Here is a 20305-nt window from a genome sequence, read left to right as displayed (position 1 = left end):
TTTGGCGGGCCACCAGAAAGGCCGTAAATTGATGACCGAGCGGGATCCCTTTTCCAGTCGCGAGCGCCCGATGGCCCCAATCGGGGCGCGCGCCGCGCCTTACATTCCGCCACAGGCGCTCGAGGGCGTGCGCACGCGCCGCATCATCGCGGTCACGCTCGATTTGATTCTCGTCGCCAGCATGTCGGCGGCGCTGTTCGTCGCCCTCTTCATCCTCAGCGCCGGATTGTCTGCGTTCATCCTGCCGCCTCTGTTCCCGATCGTCGCCTTTTTCTACAACGGTCTGACAGTGTCGGGGCGGAGAATGGCGACGCCCGGCATGGCCTTCATGGACCTGGAGATGCGCACCATGGAAGGAGAGCCGGTGCCGTTTCTGCAGGCGGCCGTCCATGCCGTGCTGTTTTATGTCACCTGGCTATTCCCGCCGCTGCTGCTCGTTTCGCTGTTTACGGGCGACAAGCGCTGCCTGCACGACATGCTCGCGGACGTTATCGTATTACGGCGCTCGTCTTAAAATCCACAACTTCGACGCCGCAAATCTCCGTTGGCGCACGCCACATGGGCGCTCTAGATTAGTTTTGAATCTGGGATCTTAGAGCGTGACGAAAGAGCCGCGCGACGCGCCGCAATTTTATCTGACCTCTCCTGCGCCGTGCCCCTATTTGCCGGGCCGCGAGGAGCGGAAGGTCTTTACGCATCTGATCGGGCTGCGGGCGCCCGCGCTCAACGACACGCTGACGCAATCCGGCTTCCGTCGCTCGCAGACCATCGCCTACCGCCCCGCTTGCGAGCAGTGCCGAGCCTGCGTCTCGGTGCGGGTCAAGATCGACGAATTTACGCCGTCGCGCGGCATGCGCCGCGTCCGCCGGCGTAACGCCGAGCTTGTCGCCGAAACACGGCCGGCGCGGGCGACGCATGAGCAATACGCCTTGTTTCGCCGCTACGTCAGCGCCCGCCATTCCGACGGCGGCATGGCCGACATGAGCATGATCGACTATCAGATGATGATCGAAGACAGCCACGTCGACACGCGGCTCGTCGAATATCGTCTCGCCCAAGGCAATGGCGAGATTGGCGCGCTGGTCGCCTGCTGTTTGACCGACCGGCTCTCGGACGGGCTGTCGATGGTGTATTCCTTCTATGAGCCTGAACTCGAGCACAGATCACTCGGGGCCTTCATGATTCTCGATCATGCGGAGCGCGCCCGCGCCTTTGGTCTGCCGCATGTGTACCTTGGCTATTGGGTCGAAGGTTCGCGCAAAATGGAATATAAGTCGCGCTTCCTGCCTCAAGAGCGCTTGGGCATGAGCGGCTGGGTCCGCGTGGGCTAGCCGGCAAGGATGGAGCGAAGACGGGCGGCGGCCGTTCGCGGCGCTCCGGCAGGCCACAAAATCGCCGGACTATTCGCGCCTTGTTAACGCCGAAGATGCACAACTCGATCGAAAGAGCCGGCGCGGTCCTCTAGGCGGCGTCGTCTTTCGGCTTGACCGCCGGAGCATGCTCCGGCGATGCGATTGGAGCGATCTGTGCGAGAATCCGCAATTATCCAGTTTGCCCGCGGCGCGGCGCTCGTCCTTGGCGCGGTCGCCCTCACGCCTGCCTCAGCCGCCTGGGACCAGGACGGACAGGCTGAATGGGCGCAGCGCTACGACGCCGACGCCCGCCTGACCGTATCGCGCTCGACGACCCCCATCCTGTCCACTCATACGGTGGCCGCCACGGAAGCGGCGATCGAGCGTTTGCGCGAAATCGCGGCCAATGGCGGCTGGCCGCAGGTGCCGGGCGGCCAACAGCTGCGGCTGGGCTCGAACAGTCCGGCGGTCTCGGCGTTACGCCGCCGCCTGATCGTCTCCGGCGACATTGGGGCCGAAACCGGCGCGAGCCCGGTGTTCGACTCCTATGTCGAAGCGGCGGTGCGCCGGTTCCAGGCGCGCCACGGCATCATATCGACCGGCGTCGTCAATCAGCAGACCGTTCAGGCGATGAATGTGCCGGCCGAGACCCGGCTGAAGCAGCTCGAGACCAATTTGGTGCGTCTGCGCAGTTTTTCGCATGACCTCGGCAACCGCTACGTCACCGCCAACATCCCCGCAGCTTCGGTGGAGACAGTCGAAAACGGCGAGGTCGTCACCCACCACATGGCCGGCGTCGGCAAGATCGACCGCCAGTCGCCGGTGATGCAGACCAAGGCGATCCAGGTCAATTTCAATCCGTTCTGGACCGTGCCGGCGTCGGTGATCCGCAAGGATTTGATCCCCAAGATGCAGGCGGATCCAAACTATCTCAACGCCAATCACATCCGCGTCTACAGTAAAGACAATCAGGAGCTGCAGCCCGAGCAGATCAATTGGCGCTCGCTCGACGCGCTCAATTTCCGCTTCCGCCAGGACATCGGCGGCGACTTCAACTCGCTTGGCGTCGTGCGCATCGACATCGCCAATCCCTACGGCGTTTACATGCACGACACGCCCGCTAAAGGCGTTTTTGGCGACGACTTCCGCTTCGTCTCGTCGGGCTGCATCCGGCTTCAGAACGTTCGCGACTATGTCGCCTGGCTGCTGAAGGAGACGCCCGGCTGGGACCGCGACCACATTGACCAGGTCATCGCCTCCGGCGAACGCGTGGACGTCAAGATCACGCCCGCCGTGCCGGTCTACTGGGTCTATATTACGGCATGGGCGGCGCCGGACGGCGTCACCCAGTTCCGCGATGACATCTACCAGCGCGACGGGCTCGGCGTGCGGTCCGCTGGGGCCGATTCGCCGGCGCCGACGGTGGTGCAGGCGGCGCGTCCGGTGCGCGGCGAAGGGTTGTTCCCGAGCGACGACGACAGCTACTTCGAGGAGCGTGCCCGGTAAACTGCGGCCCTATTGCGCCGCAGCGGCGCTGCGCGAGGCGCGCCAGGTTCCGCCGCAAAGGTCGGTGGACGATGACCAAGGGCCGGAGCCCCTGCCGCCCCGCAGCGTTCCGTGGAAACGCACGACCCGCTCGCCGTCGCCGGTGAATCGCGCGACGATTGTGCCTTCCTCGTCGACATAGCCCCAAAAAGAGGCGGCCGGCCCCGGCGCGGCCGCGATTTTATTGCCGACGATGTCAAAAGACGGCGGAATGAGACTGCGACACTCCCCGACGGTCGTCGTCGCTTCGATGTTCCATCTGCCGTTTGGATCGCCGACCGGGCCGGTCAGGGCTCGTTCGTTGTCCGGCTGCGCCTTTTGGCCCCTCGGCTGCTTGGCGGACGCTCCCTGGGCAACTACGCAGACCGCAAGCGCCAACGCTAAAATTCTCATTTGGCCTCCGAAAGCGCGCGCCGCAGCGCGCCGTGCATGTCGCAGCCCGCGTAGATAAACCCCGTCACGCCCGCATGACGCAGACGCTCCTCGAGTTCGCCCGGCCGGCCGGCGAGATAAAGCCCAGCGCCTGCGCCCTTTAGCGCCAGCGCCGCCGTTTCCGCCGAGTCTCCGTAGATCCTGTCGGATGAACAGAGGCAAGCGAGTTTGGCGCCAGACTCCCGGTAGGCGTCGACCAATTCGGTCGTGGACTCGGTTTCGGGTCCAAAAACCGCTTCGACGCCGCCGGCCTCAAAAAAATTCTTGGCGAAATTCGCCCGCGCGGTGAATGCGGCGACGGGGCCGAGATTTGCGAGGAAAATCTTCGGGCGATCGCCCAACTGCGCGAGGCTGACGTCCGACTCTTCACGCAGCCGCTCGAAAGGCTCGGCGAGACGGCGCGGCGCCAGCGGAGCGCTCATTCGCGCGCCCGTTTGCGGCTCAGCCGTTTCAGCCGCGGCGTCATAGGGCGCGAGCACGTCAAGCGCGCCCTCGTGAATGTCGGGAAACTGGTTCGCGCCGATGAGCTTATCCTTTGCGCGCGCGACGTTCTTCGCCCGCAACGCGGCGGCTTCGGCGACGCCCGCCTGAAAGACTCCCGTCTCCAACGCTGTGGGTAGGCCGCCGTCGGCCTCGATCTGCTGAAAAAGTCCCCACGCGCGCGCGCACAGCGCGTCGGTCAGCGCCTCGAAGCCGCCCGCGCCGCTCGTCGGATCGTCGACGGCGTCGATATGCGATTCGTCCTGCAGCACGAGCTGGGTGTCGCGCGCCAGCCGCCGCGCGAATTCGTCGGGGGCGCCGAGCGCCTGGGTGAAGGGGAGGACGGAGACGGCGTCGGCGCCACCGATCGCCGCTGAGAACGCGGCGAGCGTCCCGCGCAGAATATTGTTCCACGGGTCACGCCGCGACATCATCCGCCACGCTGTCTCGGCGAAGACCAGCGCTGGCTTGGGGGAGAGGCCGCAGGCCTCTTCAACGCGCGCCCAAAGGCGCCGCGCGGCGCGGAATTTCGCCACGCCCAGCAATTCGTCGGCGTCGGCGCAAAATCGAAACGCGATCAGTCCGCGCGCGGCGTCGAGGTCGATTCCGGCGTCCGCCAGCGCGCGGAGATAGGCGAGCGCTGACGAGAGCGCGAAAGCCAGCTCCTGCGACTCGGTCCCGCCCGCCGAATGCACGACGCGGGCGTCGGCGACGGCGGTCGCGTAGACGAAGCCGGCGTCGGCGGCCGCCTTCACGTCCCGCGCGAAGCTTCGGGAGACTTGCGCCCAGGGCTCCGCAGCGAATCCGTGCCGCGCCTGCGCGCCCAGCGGATCGAAGCCCATCGAGACGCGGGTGAGCGACGGTTCAATATGTTGGCGGTCGACGAAACGCATGAGCGCCTGCGCGGCGCCTGGCGCGCGTGGCGACGAGTCGAGCGTCAGCGGAATGCCATAGTCGAGGCGAACATTGGCGAGCGTGTGAGCGATCGCGTCATCGTCATCGCCGATGAGACCCCCGCCGTAGGCGCCGATCGAACCGGCGAAGACGAGATGCAGGCCGTCGGCGCCGCCGTCGAGGTCCTGCAGCGCCAAGCGGTTGGCGGCGTCAGCGTTCGCCACGTCGACGCGCGCAAGAATCGCCCAGCGGCCGGGGTTTTTGCGCAGCACCGGGAAGGGCGAACCCGCGGCGCGGGCGTAGATGGGCTCCAGGGAAAGCCCGTCATAGCTCTTAGAGACGAGCGTTTCGAAGGACGCGCCTTTGAGCGCGCGCTCAACAAGGGCGCGCCACTGCGCGTCAGTGGCCTGCGGAAAGACCCCCGCCAGCGCCGTCTCCTGTCCCGTCATGTTCGCTGTCGCCCTCCGTTGTTTCGGGCGGCGTTTTCGCATGAAGCGCTCCGCCGGGCCACTGCAAATCGGCCGGGAGCGGGGCGGGCTTTATTTTCGGGACTAAACGCCTTAACCAGTGCCGACTGCGCCCGAGGGCGGGAAACAGGGCGTTGGAGCGGAAGAGCCAGAGGCGGGCGGTTCTGGCCACGCGCCCGAATTAAGGCGTCGGATCGGCGCTGCCGCGTCAATGCGTCGCGAGCGCTGGTTGTCGTCGGCGGCGCGCAGAGCCTGAAACGGAGGGATTCGTGACTGATAATCCGCAGGACAAGAATCAGCTCGTCGACGAGATCATCGAAGTGATCGCGTCGGAAGGCATGGTCGACAAAAGCAAGATCACCCCAGACGCGTCAATCGAGAGCCTCGACCTCAAATCCGTCGACATCGTTATGATTCTCACGGCGCTGGAGGAAAAGTTCAACGTCTACATCCCCATGGACGGGTCGCTGCAGGAAGCCAAGGACGTCAAAAGTCTGATCGAGGCGATCGCGGACCACATCCAGAAAGAGCGCGAGAAGCAGTAAATGGCATTCTCGCGAGCGCGGGCCGAAGGGCGCCGCGTCGTTATTTCCGGCATGGGCGCGGTCTGCGCCTCTGGAGTCGGCGCGCAAAAGCTATGGGAAGCGGCGCGCGACGGCGTCGCCCAGATTCGGCCGCTCAAGACGGAGCGCCCTTATGACGGGCGCATCAAGATCGCGGCGCAGGTGCCCGACTTCAATCCTGCCGACTATATCGAACCCAATGTTCTTCCGTTCTGCGATCCCTTTACGCAGTTCTGTATAGTCGCCGCCGACGAAGCGGTGGCGCAGGCGGGGTTCGGACGCAAGGACGTCGCCGGGCCGAGAACGGCCGTCATCATCGGCTCCGGCATCGGCGGCATGACGACGATCGAGGACGGCATTTACCGCTATTATGTCGAGGGAACGCGGCCCGAGATGTTGAGCGTTCCCAAGCTCATCCCGAGCGCGGCCCCTGCGACGCTCGGGATGCGCTATTCTTGCCACGGCCCGACATTCTCGATCGGCAGCGCCTGCTCCTCGGCGTCGCAGTCGATCGGACTTGGCATGCAGATGATCCGACAGGGCCTTGTGGACAAGGCCATCGTCGGCGGCGCCGAGGCCTGCGTCATCAACGCGACGATCCGCGCGTGGGAAGGCCTTCGCGTGCTGAGCCCGAATTTGTGCCGTCCCTTTTCCAAGGGCCGCAACGGCATGTCGCTTGGCGAAGGCGCGGCGGTTTTCGTGCTGGAGACGGAGGAGGCGGCGCGGGCGCGCGGCCACGCGCCCCTGTGCGAACTCGCCGGCTACGGCACGACGAGCGACGCCAAGGACCCCGTGCGGCCGGATCTTGAAGGCGCGTCGAGCGCGATCGCCCTGGCGCTCGAAGACGCGGGAATGGCTCCGCAGGAGATTCATTACGTCAACGCGCATGGCACCGCGACCCACGCCAACGACATCACCGAAGCCGAAGCGATTCTGCGCGTGTTCGGCGATTATGGACGGGTGGTGCCGGTGTCGTCGACGAAACCTATCCACGGCCACGCGCTGGGCGCCAGCGGCGGCTTGGAGCTCGCCATCACCATACATGCGCTTCGCGAACAGATTGCGCCGCCGACGATCAATTTCCTGGAGCCGGACCCAAGGTGCCCGCTCGATGTCGTGCCGAACGCGGCGCGCAAGCACAAGATCGACGCCGCCATGTCGAACTCCTTCGCCTTCGGGGGGATCAACGCCGTGTTGATCGTGCGTCATGCCGTCTGACCCGCCGGTTGCGCTGGGACCTTTTCGGCTCCGCGTCGATCCGGCGCGCGCCGCAGCCTATGCGCGCGAGACCGGCGGCGATGGCGCGAGCGTTCCGCTCGCCTATCCGGCGATCTGGCTCGCCGAGCCTTCGCTTTTTTCAGTTGTCCGCGACCTCTGCGCCCAGCGGGACGTCGTGCCGGTGCATGAGTCGCAGAGCTTCTCCTATGACGCGCCCCTCGTCGCCGGCGAGAGCTACGACTTGAGCGTCACCATGAGCAGCGAGGAAACGCCGCCGCGTCTGACGATGGTCGGGACAGTCGCAACGCCCCAAGGCGAGCCCTGCGCACGGATCGAAACCATCTTGCGGCTCGTGCCGCGCGCTGGATTTGGGAGCGCGTCATGAGCGATCTCATCAAAGTCGGCGACAAACTGCCGGAGAGCGTCATTGGCCCGTTCGACGCACCTGCGCTTGAGCGCTACGCCGAGGTCTCGGGCGATGCAAATCCATTGCATCTCGACGACGCCGTGGCGGCGGCGATCGGGCTTGCCGCGCCGCCGGTGCATGGCATGAAGCTCCTGGCCGCGTTCGAACCAATGCTGAGGGCGTGGCGCGGCGACCTCGTCATCGCTTCAATTGCCGGGAAGTTCGTGCAGCCAATCTTGCGCGGCGAGACCGTCAGATTGTCTGGCCGCGTGCTGCGCGCGACCGAAAACGAGATTTTCGTCCGTCTGGTGGCCTATGGGGCGGCGCGGGCGCCCGGCATCGTCGGCGAAGCGACCTTGCGGCCGGGGCCGGCCACATGAATGATCGGCGGCGCCGTAGGGCAGAGCGCGTGTATGGCTAAGAGCGCTGTTCGGGTTCTTATCACCGGCGCCTCGAGCGGCATTGGGCGCGCATTGGCGCTCGCCTATGCGCAAGAAGGCGCGAGCCTTGTCTTGCTTGGCCGCGACGCCGAGCGCCTCGAGGGCGCCGCGCGCGCCTGTCTCGCTGGCGGCGCGGAGGAGGCGGAGACTCACCTCGCCGACGTGCGGGATCGCGAAGCCATGGCGCGCATCGTTCGATCTGCGCATGAAAAGCGCCCGATCGACATTCTTGTCGCCAACGCCGGCGTCGCGACGGGCCTTTCGCCCGGCCAGCTTCTCGAAACGCCCGAGGCGGTCCGAGCAATGCTCAAGATCAATGTCGATGGCGTCTTCAACACCGTCGAGCCGGCAATTCTGCCGATGTGCGCCCGAAAGAGCGGCAGGATCGCCATTGTCGGCTCGATGGCCGGCGTGCGCGCGCTCCCGCATTCGCCGGCCTATTGTGCCGCGAAGGCGTGCGTGCACATGTGGGCGGACAGCCTGCGCGCCCAGCTTGCAGCCCATGGCGTGCATGTCGCGCTGATCGTGCCGGGTTATGTGAAGACGCCCATGTCGGCGCGCACCATCGTGAAGACGCCCTTTTCAGCGCGCGCTCTCCCAAAGACGCCAGCGTCGGCGGGCGTCGAATCCTGGCAACCCGGCGCCCTTTCCGACCAAGAAGCCGCGCGCATCATCAAGAACGGGCTGGAACGCCGCCGCAACGTCATCGCCTTTCCGCGTTACATGTATTGGGCGATGCGCCTCTTCTCCCTCTTGCCGGCGGCGCTCGTCGACGGCGTCATGCGCCAGTTTCCCGCCGAAGTGCCAGAGACGCCGGAACGGGAGATTTCGTGACGGCTTACATCATCCTCGCGTGGGCCGCAGGCGCCTATTGGATGATCGCTGTCGTGTTGCTTGTCGTCTCTGTCGGGGCGACCATCGCGCAGCCCTGGCTCGCCGCGCGCCGCGCCACGCGCCGAGACCAGCCGCCGGTCTCGGTCGTGCTTCCCGTCAAGATGCTCGAGGACCAGTTCGATCGCACGCAAGAGTCCGCGCTGACGCAGCACTACGGCGATTTCGATGTCACCGTCTCCGCAACCGACGTCGATGGACCGGCCGTCCGGCGCATGCGCGCCATTCTCGCGCATCACCCGACTGTGCCGTCCCGCATCCTGCGTTCGACAGCGAAATTCGCCGTCAGTCCGAAGGTCGACAATCTTTATGCGCCTTTCATGCAGGCGACGCACGACGTCATACTGATGAAGGACGCCAATGTGCTGCTCGAGCCGGACGCGCTCGCGCAGCACGTCAGGCAGCTGACGGACGAGGTCGGGCTTGTCTGCGCTATCCCGTATTGCGCGCGCCTCGAGAATTTCGCCGCACAAGTCGAGGCTGCGATCATTAACGGTCCGCATGCCCGCATGCTGTTTCTCGCCTCGGCGCTAGGGCAGGGGCATGGCGTCGGCAAGATCATGTTGTTTCGACGTTCGGACTTCCTGCGCGCCGGAGGCTTTGACGCGATTTCCCATACGGTCGGCGAAGACAACGCCTTGGCCAAGGCGATGCGGCGGATCGGGAAACGGCCGGTCTTTTCTCACAGGCTTGTGCGCCAGGAACTTGGCGCGCGCGCGTTCGAAGATGTTTATCAGCGGCAATTGCGCTGGAGCGTCGTTCGCCGCAGCGATGAGCTCATCTCCTTCCTTGCCGAGCCAATATGCCAAGCGGTTCCAGCAGTTATCGCTTCGGCGCTCGCGGCGCCGCTCGTCGGGATCGCGCCAATTGCCGCCGCGTCGGCGACGCTTCTGCTGTGGTTTGCGCTTGAGACATTGCTTTCCGTGGCCAAAGGATGGCAGTTATCGTGGGCCGCGCCCGCGGTGTTTGTGGTTCGCGAGGCGACGATGCTGGCGGTCTGGTTGAACGCCTGGGTCACTGACCAGGTGGTTTGGGCGAAGGACAGCGTGAATGCGCGCGCCGGGGCGAAGCCCTCGCCGGTTCCGCACGAAGAAGGATAGGCCGTTTGCTGGGGCTTTTTCAATTCCTCGTCGACTCGGTCGCGATGGTCTGCGCTTCGATCCTGATGGCGATCGGAATCGGCTATCTGATCGTCATCGGCCGCTTCTGTTACGACCAGCTGCGCGGCGTGCGCGATCCGGAGGCGCCCGCAACGCCTGACCTGGCTCTGCCGCGAGTCCTGTTGCAAATCCCCGTTTTCAACGAGCCGCTCGTCACCGAGCAGTCGTTGCGCTGCGTCGCGCTCCTCGACTGGCCTAAGGACAGGCTGCGCATTCAGCTACTCGATGATTCGACGGACGAGACAAGCGCGCGGGCGGACGCAGTGGCGGCGGAGCTGCGCATCGGCGGCGCCGTGATCGACCATGTGCGGCGCGCCGATCGCTCGGGTTTCAAGGCGGGCGCCTGTGCGCATGGCCTCACGCTCACCGACGAACCCTTCGTCGCCATGCTCGACGCCGACTTTCGTCCGCCGCCCAATTGGCTGAAGCGAACGGTGCCGCTTTTCCTGACCGACGATCGCATCGGTTTCGTGCAGTCGCGCTGCGAGTTCCAGAATTTCGAGAAAAACTGGCTGACGCGCGCCCAGGGCCTCGTGCAGGACGGCCATTATCTCGTCGAACAGCGCTCACGCGCGCATGCCGGCTGGCTCTTTCAATTCAACGGCACCGGCGGAATTTGGCGACGCGCGACGGTCGAGGACGCCGGCGGCTGGTCCGACTATTCGCTCTGCGAAGACCTCGACCTCACCGTGCGCGCGGCGCTCCAGGGATGGCATGGGCTATTTGTCTCGGAGCCGCCGATTCCCGGTCAGGTGCCGGAGGGAATCCGCGATTTCCGCCGCCAGCAAAGGCGATGGTCGAACGGATTCGTGCAGGTCGCGCAAAAGACCGTCCTGCCGATCTGGCGTTCGTCATGGAGCCTGACGCGCCGCGTGATGGCGATCTCGCTGATCGCCCATCAGATTTTCTTCCCCACGGCCGCCATCGGACTCATCGCCTTCGTCCTTGGCGTGATTCTGCACGGATCGCTCGCGCCCTTCGCGGGGATGTTGGAGATCATCGGGATCATGACGGTCCTGGTGGCGCTCGGCATCACGCTGCCGCCCTATCTGGCGCTCAAGCGCGGAACCGTCGCCGACTATGTCAAAACGGTCGCGTCGATTCCGCCGCTGATGATCTATCTCGCCTTCGCTAACGGCGCGAAGATTCTCCAGACCTTGCGAGGGCGCAAATCGACGTTCAAGCGCACGCCCAAGCTCGACCATGAAGCTGCGACGCCCATCGACGCTGAGGTGGAGTAGGGCGAAGGCGGTCGCGCTCACTCCAGCCGCGCCGGGGCCTCGAAAGCGCCGGCGTCGGTGACGATCGTTAACGTCGCGTCGGCGGCCTTGGCGGTTTCGCTTCCGGAAAAAAGCTTAAGCTCGAATCCCTCTCCCGCGCGCGTGCTTTCAATGAAGAACGGCTCAGGCGCTTCGGCGAAGACGTCCTCGGCCTTGCCGGGTCCGAGGTAGCGCAGCCGCCACGACCCGTCCGCGTTATTCCGCGAAACCGCAAAGCGCTTTTTGGCCTCGGCCGCGGTGAGCTTGCTTGGCACCAGCCGTTCGGCTTCGGCGATCGCCGCCGCATGAGGCGAAGCGCCGTTGCGCGGCAACTCCAAAGACAAATCGGCGCGCGCCGGCAAGCAGATCTTGCCGCAGGATGCGTAGTCGAGCACGAGATTGAGCGTCACCGGCGCATTGGGATCGCGCGGCGTCACCTTCAACGGCAGGACGACGCGCGCATCATAGCCAGCCACGATGGTTCCGGCCTCGTCGATATGTTTCGGCGCGGGAAAGGAGGGTTCGACCTTGGCGACATTGACCGATTTCGAGAAATCGAACGTGGGCGCCGAGCCCGCCTCGCCGGGCTGGCGCCAATAGGTGATGGTTTCCGGCGCGAGCGCGATCTCGACGGCGGCGCGGTAAGAGCCGCCCTGCAGAGGGCCGGCGGACAAGAGCCGAGCGCTCGAGGCGGCGCCCTTTACGACGGCAGACGCGAAGGCTGTGTTCTCGGCGAGCGACGCCGCCGGAAAGCTCTGCGCCAGTGTGACGGCTAGGGGCGCGTAGAGAAAGAATTTTGAGCGCATCGTGATCCTTCGGCGCCCCCGGTCCCCCAGTCAAGGCAGTCAGTTACGTGATTTGCGCCGCTTGTCCTGAGGACGCGGCGGGCGTAGCATGACCCTATGAGGCCGAGCGACAAGAAGCAAGAATTCGCGGAGAGGGTGAGCGAGCGCCGCAGCGGTCGTCCCGACGAGCGCCGCTTTCTTGACGGCCAATTGCTGATCGCGATGCCGAGCATGTTGGATCAGCGCTTCGCGCGCTCGGTGATCTATCTCTGCGCCCATTCCGAAGAAGGCGCGATGGGCATCGTCGTCAACCAGGCGGCCCGTGTGCGCAATTTTCCCGATTTGCTCGTGCAGCTGCAAGTGATCGCCCCCCAGGAGCGCATCAGCCTGCCGAGCCGCGCCGAAGACATCCAGGTGCTGTCCGGAGGGCCGGTGCAGACCGACCGCGGTTTCGTGCTGCATACGCCGGACTTCTTCCTCGACAATTCCACCTTGCCGATCGACGACGGCGTCTCGCTCACCGCGACGATCGACATTCTGCGCGCCATCGCAGCAGGGCGCGGCCCGGACCGCGCGCTGCTGGCGCTCGGCTATGCAGGTTGGGATCCGGGTCAGCTCGAAGAAGAGATTCAGCGCAACGGCTGGCTGAACTGTCCGACCGATCCCGCTTTGCTGTTCGATCATGACCTCGAGACGAAATATGCGCGCGCGCTGCGCTCGATCGGCGTCGATCCACAGCGACTGTCGACACATGCGGGACACGCCTGAGCGTTAGAGCAGGTTCCGAAAAAGTTGACAGACTTTTCCGATGAGAAACTGTTCCAACAATTTGAGCGATTCCTTATCGATCACATGAGTCCATGCGATCCGGAAGCTCTCTCGGCGCCAAGCTGAGAGGCGTCTCCTCGCGAAGAGTTGCGCTTCGGGTCATGGCGCAGGGTTGCTATGCAGATGGTGGATCGCGTCAATACGCCGCTCGATTTCAGGCGTGATCCTGAAATCCACCGACGCGAGATCGGCTTTGAGCTGCGCCATCGTCGTCGCGCCAATAATATTCGACGTCACGAAGGGCCGGGACGTCACGAAGGCGATGGCGAGCTGCGCCGGGTCGACTCCAAGATCTTGCGCGAGCGCCAGATAAGCGGCGATCGCTTTTTCGACTTCCGGCTTCTCATAACGCTGCGCGCGCTCGAACAGCGTCGTGCGCGCGCCGGGCGGTCGCGCGCCGCCCTGATATTTCCCGGTGAGATATCCTTGCGCCAGCGGCGAATAGGCGAGCAAACCGACGCGCTCGCGCTCAGCGAACTCAGCGAGCCCGATCTCGAAGGTGCGGTTGACGAGGTTGTAGGCGTTTTGAATCGAGACGACGCGGGGCCCAAAGCCGAGTTCCGCAGCGCGCAGGAAGCGCGCCACCCCCCAAGGCGTTTCATTGGACAGGCCGATATGCCGAACCTTGCCGGCTTTGACGAGCCGCGTTAGCGCTTCCAGCGTCTCTTCGATGGGAATTTCATCGCGCTTCGTCGGGCGTCGATAGACCGTGCCGCCTGCGCCCCACAGCGGCAGCGAACGATCCGGCCAATGCAATTGATAGAGATCGACGTAATCGGTCTGTAGCCGCTTCAGCGATCCCTCGATCGCGGAGTCGATATTCTTGGCGTCGAGAACCGTTCCCACGCGCCCCGGCCGCAGCCAGTTGGCGTCGCCGCGGCCGGCGACCTTAGTGGCGATGATCGCCTTGTCACGGTTCTTACGTGCGGCGAGCCAACTTCCGATGATGCGCTCGGAGGAGCCTTGAGTTTCTTGCCTCGGCGGAATGGAATAGATTTCCGCCGTGTCGATGAAATTGACGCCGCAACCAAACGCATAGTCCAGTTGCGCATGGCCTTCGGCTTCGCTGTTCTGCTGTCCCCACGTCATTGAGCCGAGACAGATGGCGGAAACGGAGAGATCGCTGTCGCCGAGTTTGCGGTATTCCATGGCGCCCGTCCTTTAACGAAGCCATTCGCTCGACTGCAGCTCGAGCCGCAATTCGAAGCTTTGAAATTGGGTGAAGATTGGCGACAGCCATGCTTTGAGGGCCGCGCGAACCACGATGGACATTTCCGGAGGCGGCTCTCTCGTGAAGCGGGACAGCGACAGATCGACGTCGTCGAGCGCGCGCGCGATCGGCGCCTCTAGGCGCGGGATCACGAATTTGCCGCTCGCTGGATAGCGCGCAAGAATCGCCAAGGAGTCGCGGCCGAGCGGCGAGGCGCCGCGATTGTGGATGACGCTCATCATGAGATCCGGCCATGTGGTCTTAAGGACGAGCGCGCTGTTCGCGGCGCTCTCCGTGACGTCCGTTTGAAAGAGCACGATCGGCTCAACGCCGCGCCGCCGCGCTTCTTCGAGAAAGCCAATTTCGGCGATGGTCGCGAACAGACGCTCATAGGAGCGATGCCAGACGTCGACGATCTTTGGCGTCTCGTCGGCGACGAGCAGGCGGTCGAAGAGCGAAATCTGTCCCTTGATCTCGCTAACGTCGACGATGCGCGTCGCTTCCGGAAAGAACACTGCATAAAGCGGCTCCCGGAAATCCGTGTCAAAGCCTTCCACGTCGACATTGCGCGACAAATAATAATCGGTCAGCAAACGCGCCGCTGTCGTCACGCCTGTTCGCGAGTGCGGCGAGCAAACGAAGAACGCAAGAGTGCGAGGCGCCATGTGGTCTTCGCGGAGACGATGCGCGCCGCCGCGACCCTCTATCGCCTCTTATCGCCAACAAGATCGAGCAGGCCGACTCGTTCGAACTCATCGGCGACGCGCGCCAGCCAGGTGCGGACGTAGCCGCGCAACACGAACGAATGCTCCGCCGGTCGGCCCTGCGCGTCCTGATTGCCGATGAATGTCGAGAACGGCGTGCCGGATAGCTCGACCTGCTCGTAGGCGAGTTCGCTGAGCTTGGGAATCGTGATCTCGCCCGAGGTGACGACATGCTCGAAATATTTCGCGTGCGTTTGTGGATCCCATTCGAAGAAGGTCGTGTCGTTGACGTGATTCTTCACCATGAAATAATTGGCGTCTGCGACGTAGGGCGCAATTTCAGCGATCTCCTCCAGCGAAGCGATGGAGGGCCCGATCACATGCAGCAGCACGAAGCGGAATTCGCCGCCTTTCACCGCATCGAAGAAGCCGATTTCGTCGAGCGCACCGAGCGCCGGGCTCAACCCGCCGGCGCGCACGTCGATGACGCTGACCTTGGCCTGCGACGTATTCAGCGTGTCGATGATCTTCATCTGGTCCGAGGGTTCGGTCAGATCGACGATCATCGTCTCGTCAGGGTGGAAGCGATGAAGCGTTCCGCGCGGCGTCTCGGTGTCGAACGCCCGCGTATGGATGTCATTGAGCGAAAGAAAGTCGAGGATGGCTCTGGCGATCGTGGTTTTGCCGACGCCGCCCTTGTCCGCGCCAACGACGATGACCGCCGGGCGAGCGGCGGCGTTCGCGGCGGCGGCCGGAGCCTCGACCTTACGCGGCCGGCTTTCCGGCTCCCGTTTCGCTGGCGCTTCCCTGGTGATTTTGACCGGCTTCTTGACCATGGGTGCTCCTATCGCATGTCGCGCTGGCGCCGCTGTTTATGAATGACAAGCGCTCAACAAACATGGTTTTTAGCGCTTGTCATGCTCTGTTTCAGCTAACTGCGGATGGCGCTCCAATTGTGACGCGCTTAAAACAACACATGAAATATGTAATTAAACACAAGCACCACAATATGATCGTGAATTGACATTCGTGCGGTTTGGAGGTTTATGCGTTCGAAATACAGAACGTCCGTGGCTGCTGGCTGGCGCGGACCAGGTCGGCGCGTCAACGCATGAGCAATATCGAGAATATCGTCGCGCGGCGGCCCGCCGAATCGTCGCAGCAGAGTCTGCCGACCCTGCACGTCGAGGATCGCAACGGCGTTGTCCATGAACTCGAAGCCGTCGAAGGCTGGCGGCTGATGGAGATCTTGCGCGACCATGGCGTCGGCATGGACAACACCTGTGGCGGCGCTCTTGCATGTGCGGAGTGCCATGTCGTTCTCGACGCGGAGTCCGCCCGTCGCGTGCCGCCGCCGCGCGAAGAGGAAGTTGAAAAGCTCGATGAATTGCCAATGCTTTACGAAAATTCGCGTCTCTCCTGCCAGATCATCTGGTCCGATGAGATGAGCGGCCTTCGGCTAAAGCTGGCGCAGGAAACGTGATGCCCGTCTTCAAACATCCCCAGATCCTGATCGCGTCGAATTTGACGGACGGCGAAGTGGTGTTTCTCGGCTCCTCGGGCTGGGAGCGCGACCACCGCCGCGCGCGCGTCGCGCGGAAGGCCGACGAGGCGACGGAGCTCGAAACCTTGGGCAAGCGCGACATTTCAGCCAATCGCGTGGTCGACGTCTATCTCGCCGATGTCGAGATCGGGAGCGACGGCGCGCCGACGCCGTTACATTATCGAGAGAAGATGCGCGTGAAGGGACCGAGCGTTCGCCTTGATCTCGGCAAGCAGGCGGGCGAGGGCGCGTTATGACAGCGGTCGATCTGCGTGTGGCGCAGCGGCCCAATGCGCCGATGACCACCTATCGTTACGATGAATATGACGCGGCTTTTGTAAGCCAACGGGTGGCGGAGTTCCGTGAGCAGGTCAATCGGCGGCTTTCCGGCGCGCTGACCGAAGAGGAGTTCCGCCCGTTCCGGCTGATGAACGGGCTCTATCTGCAGCTGCACGCCTATATGCTGCGCGTCGCCATTCCCTATGGCACGCTGACGGCGCGGCAGATGCGTCGGCTCGCCGATATCGCGGATAAGTGGGACAAAGGCTACGGCCATTTCACGACGCGCCAGAACCTCCAATACAATTGGCCCAAGCTCGTCGATACGCCGGACATTCTGGAATCGCTGGCGGACGTCGAGATGCACGCCATCCAGACGTCGGGCAACTGCATTCGCAATGTGACGGCCGATCATTTCGCCGGCGTCGCGCCGGATGAGATCGAAGATCCGCGGCCGACCGCGGAGTTTCTCCGCCAATGGTCGAGCCTGCATTCGGAGTTCTCGTTCCTGCCGCGCAAGTTCAAGATCGCGGTGACGGGCGCAGAGCATGATCGCGCCGCGATTCTGGTGCATGACATCGGCCTGCGCATCGTCAAGAACGATGAGGGCGAGATCGGCTATCAGGTCGTGGTCGGCGGCGGACTCGGCCGTTCGCCCTTTATCGGCAAGGTTGTCGGCGACTTCGTGCCGCGCGAGGATCTGCTCGCCTTTCTCGAGGCGATCCTGCGCGTCTACAACCGGATCGGCAGGCGCGACAACAAATATAAGGCGCGAGTCAAAATTCTCGTCCACGAGAAGGGAATCGACGAAATCCGCGCCGCGGTCGAAGCCGAGTTCGCGGCGATGGACCGCTCGGTTTTCGCCCACGATCCTGAAGAGTTTGAGCGCATCGCCGCATTCTTCGCGCCGCCGCCTTACGAGTCGCTGCCGGCGACGTCCGCCTTGCTGCGCGCCGCGAAACTGGAGACGCCGGCGTTCGCAAATTTCGTCGACGTCAACGTCGGCGCGCACAAGATCCCCGGCTACGCCATCGTCACCGTTTCGTTGAAGCCCATCGGCGGCGTTCCGGGCGACGCGACGTCCGCACAGATGCGCGTGCTCGCCGAGGCGAGCGAGCGCTTCGGCTTCGGCGAGCTGCGCGTCAGCCATGAGCAGAACATCATCCTGCCGCATGTGAAGCAGGACGATCTTTTCGCCCTGTGGAGCATGCTCGACGCAGCCGGTCTTGCGACGGCGAACGCCGGTCTCGTCTCCGACATCATCTCGTGCCCCGGCCTCGACTATTGCTCGCTCGCCACAGCGCGCTCGATTCCCATCGCGCAGGCGATCTCGAAGCGCTTCTCCGACATGTCGAGGCAGCGGCGCATCGGCAAGCTCGGCGTCAAAATCTCCGGCTGCATCAACGCCTGCGGCCACCACCACGTGGGAGCGATCGGCATTCTCGGCCTGGAGAAGAAGGGCCAGGAATCCTATCAGATCACGCTCGGCGGCGATCCGACCTTCTCCGCGTCGATCGGCGAAATTCTGGGACCTGGGGTCACCGCCGAGCAGGTGCCCGACGTCGTCGAACACCTCGTCGACTACTATCTCGCTGAACGCGAGGAGGGCGAAGCTTTCATCGACACCTGGCGCCGCATCGGTCATGCGCGTTTCAAAGACGTTCTGCGTCGGGAGGGCGAAGATGGCGCTGATATCTGACGGCCGCTTCATAGAGGACGCATGGCGCCGACTTGCCGACGAGGAAGCGCTGCCGAAGACGGGCAAGTTCATCGTGTCATTGCCGCGACTCGAACATGCCGTAGAGGTCCTCGGGCCGACGGCCACGTTCGGCGTGATTGTTCCGAACACGACGGAGCCGTCGGCGCTCATCGCCGCCTTGCCGCGGCTCGACCTCATCTCGATCGCTTTCCCGGCTTTCGCGGACGGCCGCGGCTTCTCTTTGGCGCGCCTGTTGCGGCGGGCGGAGTTTAAAGGCGAGTTGCGCGCCAGCGGGCGTCTCGTCGCTGACCAATATCCTCACGCGATCGGTTGCGGCTTTGATACGATCGAAATTCCCGACGATCTCGCCGATCGCCAGGACGAAGAACAGTGGCGCGCCGCGCTCAACGCCTATTCGATGAGCTATCAGCGCGGCTACGCCGGGCGCGGCTCGATCCTCGAAGCGCGCCGAAAGGCGGTGCGTTCATGAAGCCTTCGATCCCCGAAACGCTGGCGCCGCGACTGGCGCCGCTCGATCTCGATCATCGTTTGCTGCTCGTGCGCGAGTTCATTCCTGGTCGGATCGTCTTCACCACGAGTTTTGGCGTCGAGGATCAGTTCATCGCGCATTCGATCTTCACGCAGGGCCTCGATATCGACGTCGCGACGATCGACACGGGGCGGCTCTTTCCCGAAACCTATGAACTGTGGGAGCGCACCGAAGCGCGCTATGCGCGGCGCATACGCGCAGTTTACCCGCAAGCCGCGCCGCTCGAAGCGCTCATCGAGGAGCAGGGGATCAACGGCTTTTATAAGTCCGTGGAGGCGCGCAAGGCCTGCTGTCATGTTCGCAAGGTTGAGCCGCTGTCGCGGCTGCTCGAGGGCGTTTCGGGCTGGGTGACGGGGCTTCGCGCCGACCAGTCGCAGGCGCGCGCCGAGGCGCCGCTCATCGCCTTCGATGAGACCCACAGGGTGCTCAAGCTCAATCCGCTGGCAGATTACACGCGCGACGCGGTCGTCGCCGCGGTCGAGGAGTTTTCAGTGCCGATCAACGATCTCCACGCCAAGGGATTTCTATCGATCGGCTGCGCGCCGTGCACGCGCGCGGTGCAGCCCGGCGAGGACGAACGCGCCGGACGCTGGTGGTGGGAAGAAGACAACAAGAAGGAATGCGGCCTGCATGTCGGCGAAGACGGCGTGTTGCGACGCGGCGCGCCGCAAGAGGCGAGCCTATGACGGCGCTTGCGACACGTCCGCTCGGCCATCTCGATCGACTCGAGGCTGAGAGCATCCACATCATGCGCGAGACCGTCGCTGAGTGCGAACGGCCGGTGATGCTCTATTCGATCGGCAAGGATTCGGCGGCGATGCTGCATGTCGCCATGAAGGCCTTTTATCCCTCCAAGCCGCCGTTTCCGCTGCTCCATGTCAATACGACCTGGAAATTTCGCGAGATGATCGAGTTTCGCGACCGTCGCATGAAAGAGCTTGGCCTCGAACTCATCGAATATATCAATCCCAGAGGGGTTGAGATGAACATCAGCCCGTTCGTTCATGGCTCGAAGCTTCACACCGAGATCATGAAGACCGAAGCGCTGAAGCAGGCGCTGGACAAGTATAAGTTCGATGCCGCTTTTGGCGGGGCGCGTCGCGACGAGGAAAAATCCCGCGCCAAGGAGCGTGTGCTGTCCTTTCGGACGGCGCAGCACCGCTGGGACCCGAAGAATCAGCGCCCGGAATTCTGGCGTCTCTACAATACGCGAAAGGCGCCGGGCGAGAGCCTGCGCGTCTTCCCGATGTCGAATTGGACCGAGGCGGACATCTGGGATTACGTCGCGCGCGAGAACATCCCCGTCGTTCCGCTCTATTTCGCCAAGGAACGGCCGGTCGTGCGCCGCGGCGGCACGCTCATCATGGTCGATGACCCGCGCATGGAGCTCGCGCCAGGAGAATCCATCGAACATAAGATGGTGCGCTTTCGTACGCTCGGCTGCTATCCGTTGACCGGCGGCATCGAAAGCGACGCGGCCAGTCTCGAAGAGATCATTGCGGAGATGCGCGAAAGCCGCTCCTCGGAGCGCCAAGGGCGGCTGATCGACCACGACGGCTCCAGCTCGATGGAGCAAAAAAAGCAGGAAGGATATTTTTAA

The 20305-nt window shown here is 63.9% G+C and carries 23 protein-coding genes; 17 read left to right on the top strand and 6 right to left on the bottom strand.

The window, feature by feature from the left end; translation table 11 throughout:
• Positions 1 to 70: 70 nt before the first annotated feature.
• The 3 genes from ACPS74_RS05105 to ACPS74_RS05095 all read left to right on the top strand — a co-directional run bounded on the left by ACPS74_RS05105 (position 71) and on the right by ACPS74_RS05095 (position 2858).
• Positions 71 to 514: an RDD family protein gene (locus ACPS74_RS05105; RefSeq protein ID WP_051381665.1), complete on the top strand. Its 444-nt coding sequence runs from the start codon at positions 71 to 73 to the stop codon at positions 512 to 514.
• 85 nt (positions 515 to 599) lie between these two features.
• Positions 600 to 1331, top strand: coding sequence for an arginyltransferase (locus ACPS74_RS05100; RefSeq protein WP_018408928.1), 732 nt, complete (start codon positions 600 to 602; stop codon positions 1329 to 1331).
• 177 nt (positions 1332 to 1508) lie between these two features.
• Positions 1509 to 2858, top strand: coding sequence for a L,D-transpeptidase family protein (locus ACPS74_RS05095; RefSeq protein WP_029648258.1), 1350 nt, complete (start codon positions 1509 to 1511; stop codon positions 2856 to 2858).
• Between the two features lie 9 nt (positions 2859 to 2867).
• On the opposite strand, the gene ACPS74_RS05090 is transcribed toward ACPS74_RS05095, so the two are convergent.
• Both ACPS74_RS05090 and ACPS74_RS05085 read right to left on the bottom strand, forming a co-directional pair.
• The gene (locus ACPS74_RS05090) at positions 2868 to 3290 is read right to left on the bottom strand and encodes a hypothetical protein (protein ID WP_029648257.1); all 423 of its coding nucleotides are present in this window, start codon (positions 3288 to 3290) and stop codon (positions 2868 to 2870) included.
• The gene (locus ACPS74_RS05085; protein WP_029648256.1) at positions 3287 to 5152 is read right to left on the bottom strand and encodes a methylmalonyl-CoA mutase family protein; all 1866 of its coding nucleotides are present in this window, start codon (positions 5150 to 5152) and stop codon (positions 3287 to 3289) included. The genes ACPS74_RS05090 and ACPS74_RS05085 overlap by 4 nt, the downstream gene beginning before the upstream one ends.
• 287 nt (positions 5153 to 5439) lie before the next feature.
• Here ACPS74_RS05085 and ACPS74_RS05080 point away from each other — a divergent pair, with 287 nt between their 5' ends.
• From ACPS74_RS05080 to ACPS74_RS05050, 7 genes are read left to right on the top strand one after another with little or no spacing between them, the layout of a single operon-like run.
• Complete coding sequence (locus tag ACPS74_RS05080) at positions 5440 to 5715, top strand: acyl carrier protein (protein WP_014890237.1); 276 nt, start codon at positions 5440 to 5442, stop codon at positions 5713 to 5715.
• Positions 5716 to 6951, top strand: coding sequence for a beta-ketoacyl-[acyl-carrier-protein] synthase family protein (locus tag ACPS74_RS05075; RefSeq protein ID WP_029648255.1), 1236 nt, complete (start codon positions 5716 to 5718; stop codon positions 6949 to 6951). It begins immediately after the preceding gene.
• Positions 6941 to 7336 carry a hypothetical protein gene (locus tag ACPS74_RS05070; protein ID WP_029648254.1) on the top strand — a complete coding sequence of 132 codons (396 nt, stop codon included), beginning with the start codon at positions 6941 to 6943 and terminating at the stop codon, positions 7334 to 7336. The genes ACPS74_RS05075 and ACPS74_RS05070 overlap by 11 nt, the downstream gene beginning before the upstream one ends.
• Positions 7333 to 7737 carry a MaoC family dehydratase gene (locus ACPS74_RS05065; protein WP_029648253.1) on the top strand — a complete coding sequence of 135 codons (405 nt, stop codon included), beginning with the start codon at positions 7333 to 7335 and terminating at the stop codon, positions 7735 to 7737. The genes ACPS74_RS05070 and ACPS74_RS05065 overlap by 4 nt, the downstream gene beginning before the upstream one ends.
• 33 nt (positions 7738 to 7770) lie before the next feature.
• Positions 7771 to 8631, top strand: a complete 861-nt coding sequence (locus tag ACPS74_RS05060; protein WP_029648252.1) for an SDR family NAD(P)-dependent oxidoreductase — start codon at positions 7771 to 7773, stop codon at positions 8629 to 8631.
• Entirely contained in the window at positions 8628 to 9788 is a 1161-nt protein-coding gene (locus tag ACPS74_RS05055) for a glycosyltransferase (protein ID WP_029648251.1), read from the top strand. Before ACPS74_RS05060 ends, ACPS74_RS05055 begins: the two co-directional genes overlap by 4 nt.
• Before the next feature lie 5 nt (positions 9789 to 9793).
• Entirely contained in the window at positions 9794 to 11089 is a 1296-nt protein-coding gene (locus ACPS74_RS05050; protein ID WP_029648250.1) for a glycosyltransferase family 2 protein, read from the top strand.
• A 17-nt stretch (positions 11090 to 11106) separates the two neighbouring features.
• Here ACPS74_RS05050 and ACPS74_RS05045 read toward each other — a convergent pair whose 3' ends face one another.
• On the bottom strand, positions 11107 to 11913 hold the full coding sequence (locus ACPS74_RS05045; RefSeq protein ID WP_029648249.1) for a protein-disulfide reductase DsbD domain-containing protein: 807 nt from the start codon (positions 11911 to 11913) through the stop codon (positions 11107 to 11109).
• Between the two features lie 96 nt (positions 11914 to 12009).
• Here ACPS74_RS05045 and ACPS74_RS05040 point away from each other — a divergent pair, with 96 nt between their 5' ends.
• Positions 12010 to 12660: a YqgE/AlgH family protein gene (locus ACPS74_RS05040; protein WP_018408916.1), complete on the top strand. Its 651-nt coding sequence runs from the start codon at positions 12010 to 12012 to the stop codon at positions 12658 to 12660.
• A gap of 159 nt (positions 12661 to 12819) precedes the next feature.
• On the opposite strand, the gene ACPS74_RS05035 is transcribed toward ACPS74_RS05040, so the two are convergent.
• Genes ACPS74_RS05035 through ACPS74_RS05025 form a run of 3 tightly spaced genes read right to left on the bottom strand, consistent with a single transcriptional unit; the run spans position 12820 to position 15470 of the window.
• Positions 12820 to 13869, bottom strand: a complete 1050-nt coding sequence (locus tag ACPS74_RS05035) for an aldo/keto reductase (RefSeq protein WP_029648248.1) — start codon at positions 13867 to 13869, stop codon at positions 12820 to 12822.
• 12 nt (positions 13870 to 13881) lie between these two features.
• Positions 13882 to 14595 carry a hypothetical protein gene (locus ACPS74_RS05030; RefSeq protein WP_029648247.1) on the bottom strand — a complete coding sequence of 238 codons (714 nt, stop codon included), beginning with the start codon at positions 14593 to 14595 and terminating at the stop codon, positions 13882 to 13884.
• A gap of 38 nt (positions 14596 to 14633) precedes the next feature.
• A complete protein-coding gene (locus tag ACPS74_RS05025; protein WP_018408913.1) occupies positions 14634 to 15470 on the bottom strand; it encodes a hypothetical protein in 837 nt (278 codons plus the stop codon).
• Positions 15471 to 15745: 275 nt separating this feature from the next.
• Between ACPS74_RS05025 and ACPS74_RS05020 the strand changes: the two genes are divergently transcribed.
• Genes ACPS74_RS05020 through cysD form a run of 6 tightly spaced genes read left to right on the top strand, consistent with a single transcriptional unit; the run spans position 15746 to position 20305 of the window.
• Complete coding sequence (locus ACPS74_RS05020; RefSeq protein WP_018408912.1) at positions 15746 to 16117, top strand: 2Fe-2S iron-sulfur cluster-binding protein; 372 nt, start codon at positions 15746 to 15748, stop codon at positions 16115 to 16117.
• Entirely contained in the window at positions 16117 to 16434 is a 318-nt protein-coding gene (locus ACPS74_RS05015; RefSeq protein ID WP_029648246.1) for a DUF2849 domain-containing protein, read from the top strand. Before ACPS74_RS05020 ends, ACPS74_RS05015 begins: the two co-directional genes overlap by 1 nt.
• Entirely contained in the window at positions 16431 to 18155 is a 1725-nt protein-coding gene (locus ACPS74_RS05010) for a nitrite/sulfite reductase (protein WP_029648245.1), read from the top strand. The genes ACPS74_RS05015 and ACPS74_RS05010 overlap by 4 nt, the downstream gene beginning before the upstream one ends.
• Entirely contained in the window at positions 18139 to 18645 is a 507-nt protein-coding gene (locus ACPS74_RS05005) for a DUF934 domain-containing protein (protein ID WP_029648244.1), read from the top strand. Before ACPS74_RS05010 ends, ACPS74_RS05005 begins: the two co-directional genes overlap by 17 nt.
• A complete protein-coding gene (locus ACPS74_RS05000; protein ID WP_029648243.1) occupies positions 18642 to 19391 on the top strand; it encodes a phosphoadenylyl-sulfate reductase in 750 nt (249 codons plus the stop codon). The genes ACPS74_RS05005 and ACPS74_RS05000 overlap by 4 nt, the downstream gene beginning before the upstream one ends.
• Positions 19388 to 20305 (top strand): sulfate adenylyltransferase subunit CysD, encoded by a 918-nt coding sequence (gene cysD / locus ACPS74_RS04995; protein ID WP_029648242.1) that lies wholly within the window; start codon positions 19388 to 19390, stop codon positions 20303 to 20305. The genes ACPS74_RS05000 and cysD overlap by 4 nt, the downstream gene beginning before the upstream one ends.

It is taken from the genome of Methylocystis sp. SB2 (assembly GCF_049817085.1).
Lineage (GTDB): Bacteria > Pseudomonadota > Alphaproteobacteria > Rhizobiales > Beijerinckiaceae > Methylocystis > Methylocystis rosea.
This window is presented reverse-complemented; position numbering and strand designations above follow the sequence as displayed.

Excerpts from the sequence above, each read along its gene's own strand:
- ACPS74_RS05105 (WP_051381665.1), top strand. The coding sequence starts at position 71 with ATGGCCCCAATCGGGGCGCGCGCCGCGCCTTACATTCCGCCACAGGCG.
- ACPS74_RS05095 (WP_029648258.1), top strand. The coding sequence starts at position 1,509 with ATGCGATTGGAGCGATCTGTGCGAGAATCCGCAATTATCCAGTTTGCC.
- ACPS74_RS05090 (WP_029648257.1), bottom strand. The coding sequence starts at position 3,290 with ATGAGAATTTTAGCGTTGGCGCTTGCGGTCTGCGTAGTTGCCCAGGGA.
- ACPS74_RS05085 (WP_029648256.1), bottom strand. The coding sequence starts at position 5,152 with ATGACGGGACAGGAGACGGCGCTGGCGGGGGTCTTTCCGCAGGCCACT.
- ACPS74_RS05075 (WP_029648255.1), top strand. The coding sequence starts at position 5,716 with ATGGCATTCTCGCGAGCGCGGGCCGAAGGGCGCCGCGTCGTTATTTCC.
- ACPS74_RS05070 (WP_029648254.1), top strand. The coding sequence starts at position 6,941 with ATGCCGTCTGACCCGCCGGTTGCGCTGGGACCTTTTCGGCTCCGCGTC.
- ACPS74_RS05065 (WP_029648253.1), top strand. The coding sequence starts at position 7,333 with ATGAGCGATCTCATCAAAGTCGGCGACAAACTGCCGGAGAGCGTCATT.
- ACPS74_RS05060 (WP_029648252.1), top strand. The coding sequence starts at position 7,771 with ATGGCTAAGAGCGCTGTTCGGGTTCTTATCACCGGCGCCTCGAGCGGC.
- ACPS74_RS05045 (WP_029648249.1), bottom strand. The coding sequence starts at position 11,913 with ATGCGCTCAAAATTCTTTCTCTACGCGCCCCTAGCCGTCACACTGGCG.
- ACPS74_RS05040 (WP_018408916.1), top strand. The coding sequence starts at position 12,010 with ATGAGGCCGAGCGACAAGAAGCAAGAATTCGCGGAGAGGGTGAGCGAG.
- ACPS74_RS05035 (WP_029648248.1), bottom strand. The coding sequence starts at position 13,869 with ATGGAATACCGCAAACTCGGCGACAGCGATCTCTCCGTTTCCGCCATC.
- ACPS74_RS05030 (WP_029648247.1), bottom strand. The coding sequence starts at position 14,595 with ATGGCGCCTCGCACTCTTGCGTTCTTCGTTTGCTCGCCGCACTCGCGA.
- ACPS74_RS05025 (WP_018408913.1), bottom strand. The coding sequence starts at position 15,470 with ATGGTCAAGAAGCCGGTCAAAATCACCAGGGAAGCGCCAGCGAAACGG.
- ACPS74_RS05020 (WP_018408912.1), top strand. The coding sequence starts at position 15,746 with ATGAGCAATATCGAGAATATCGTCGCGCGGCGGCCCGCCGAATCGTCG.
- ACPS74_RS05015 (WP_029648246.1), top strand. The coding sequence starts at position 16,117 with ATGCCCGTCTTCAAACATCCCCAGATCCTGATCGCGTCGAATTTGACG.
- ACPS74_RS05010 (WP_029648245.1), top strand. The coding sequence starts at position 16,431 with ATGACAGCGGTCGATCTGCGTGTGGCGCAGCGGCCCAATGCGCCGATG.
- ACPS74_RS05005 (WP_029648244.1), top strand. The coding sequence starts at position 18,139 with ATGGCGCTGATATCTGACGGCCGCTTCATAGAGGACGCATGGCGCCGA.
- ACPS74_RS05000 (WP_029648243.1), top strand. The coding sequence starts at position 18,642 with ATGAAGCCTTCGATCCCCGAAACGCTGGCGCCGCGACTGGCGCCGCTC.
- cysD (WP_029648242.1), top strand. The coding sequence starts at position 19,388 with ATGACGGCGCTTGCGACACGTCCGCTCGGCCATCTCGATCGACTCGAG.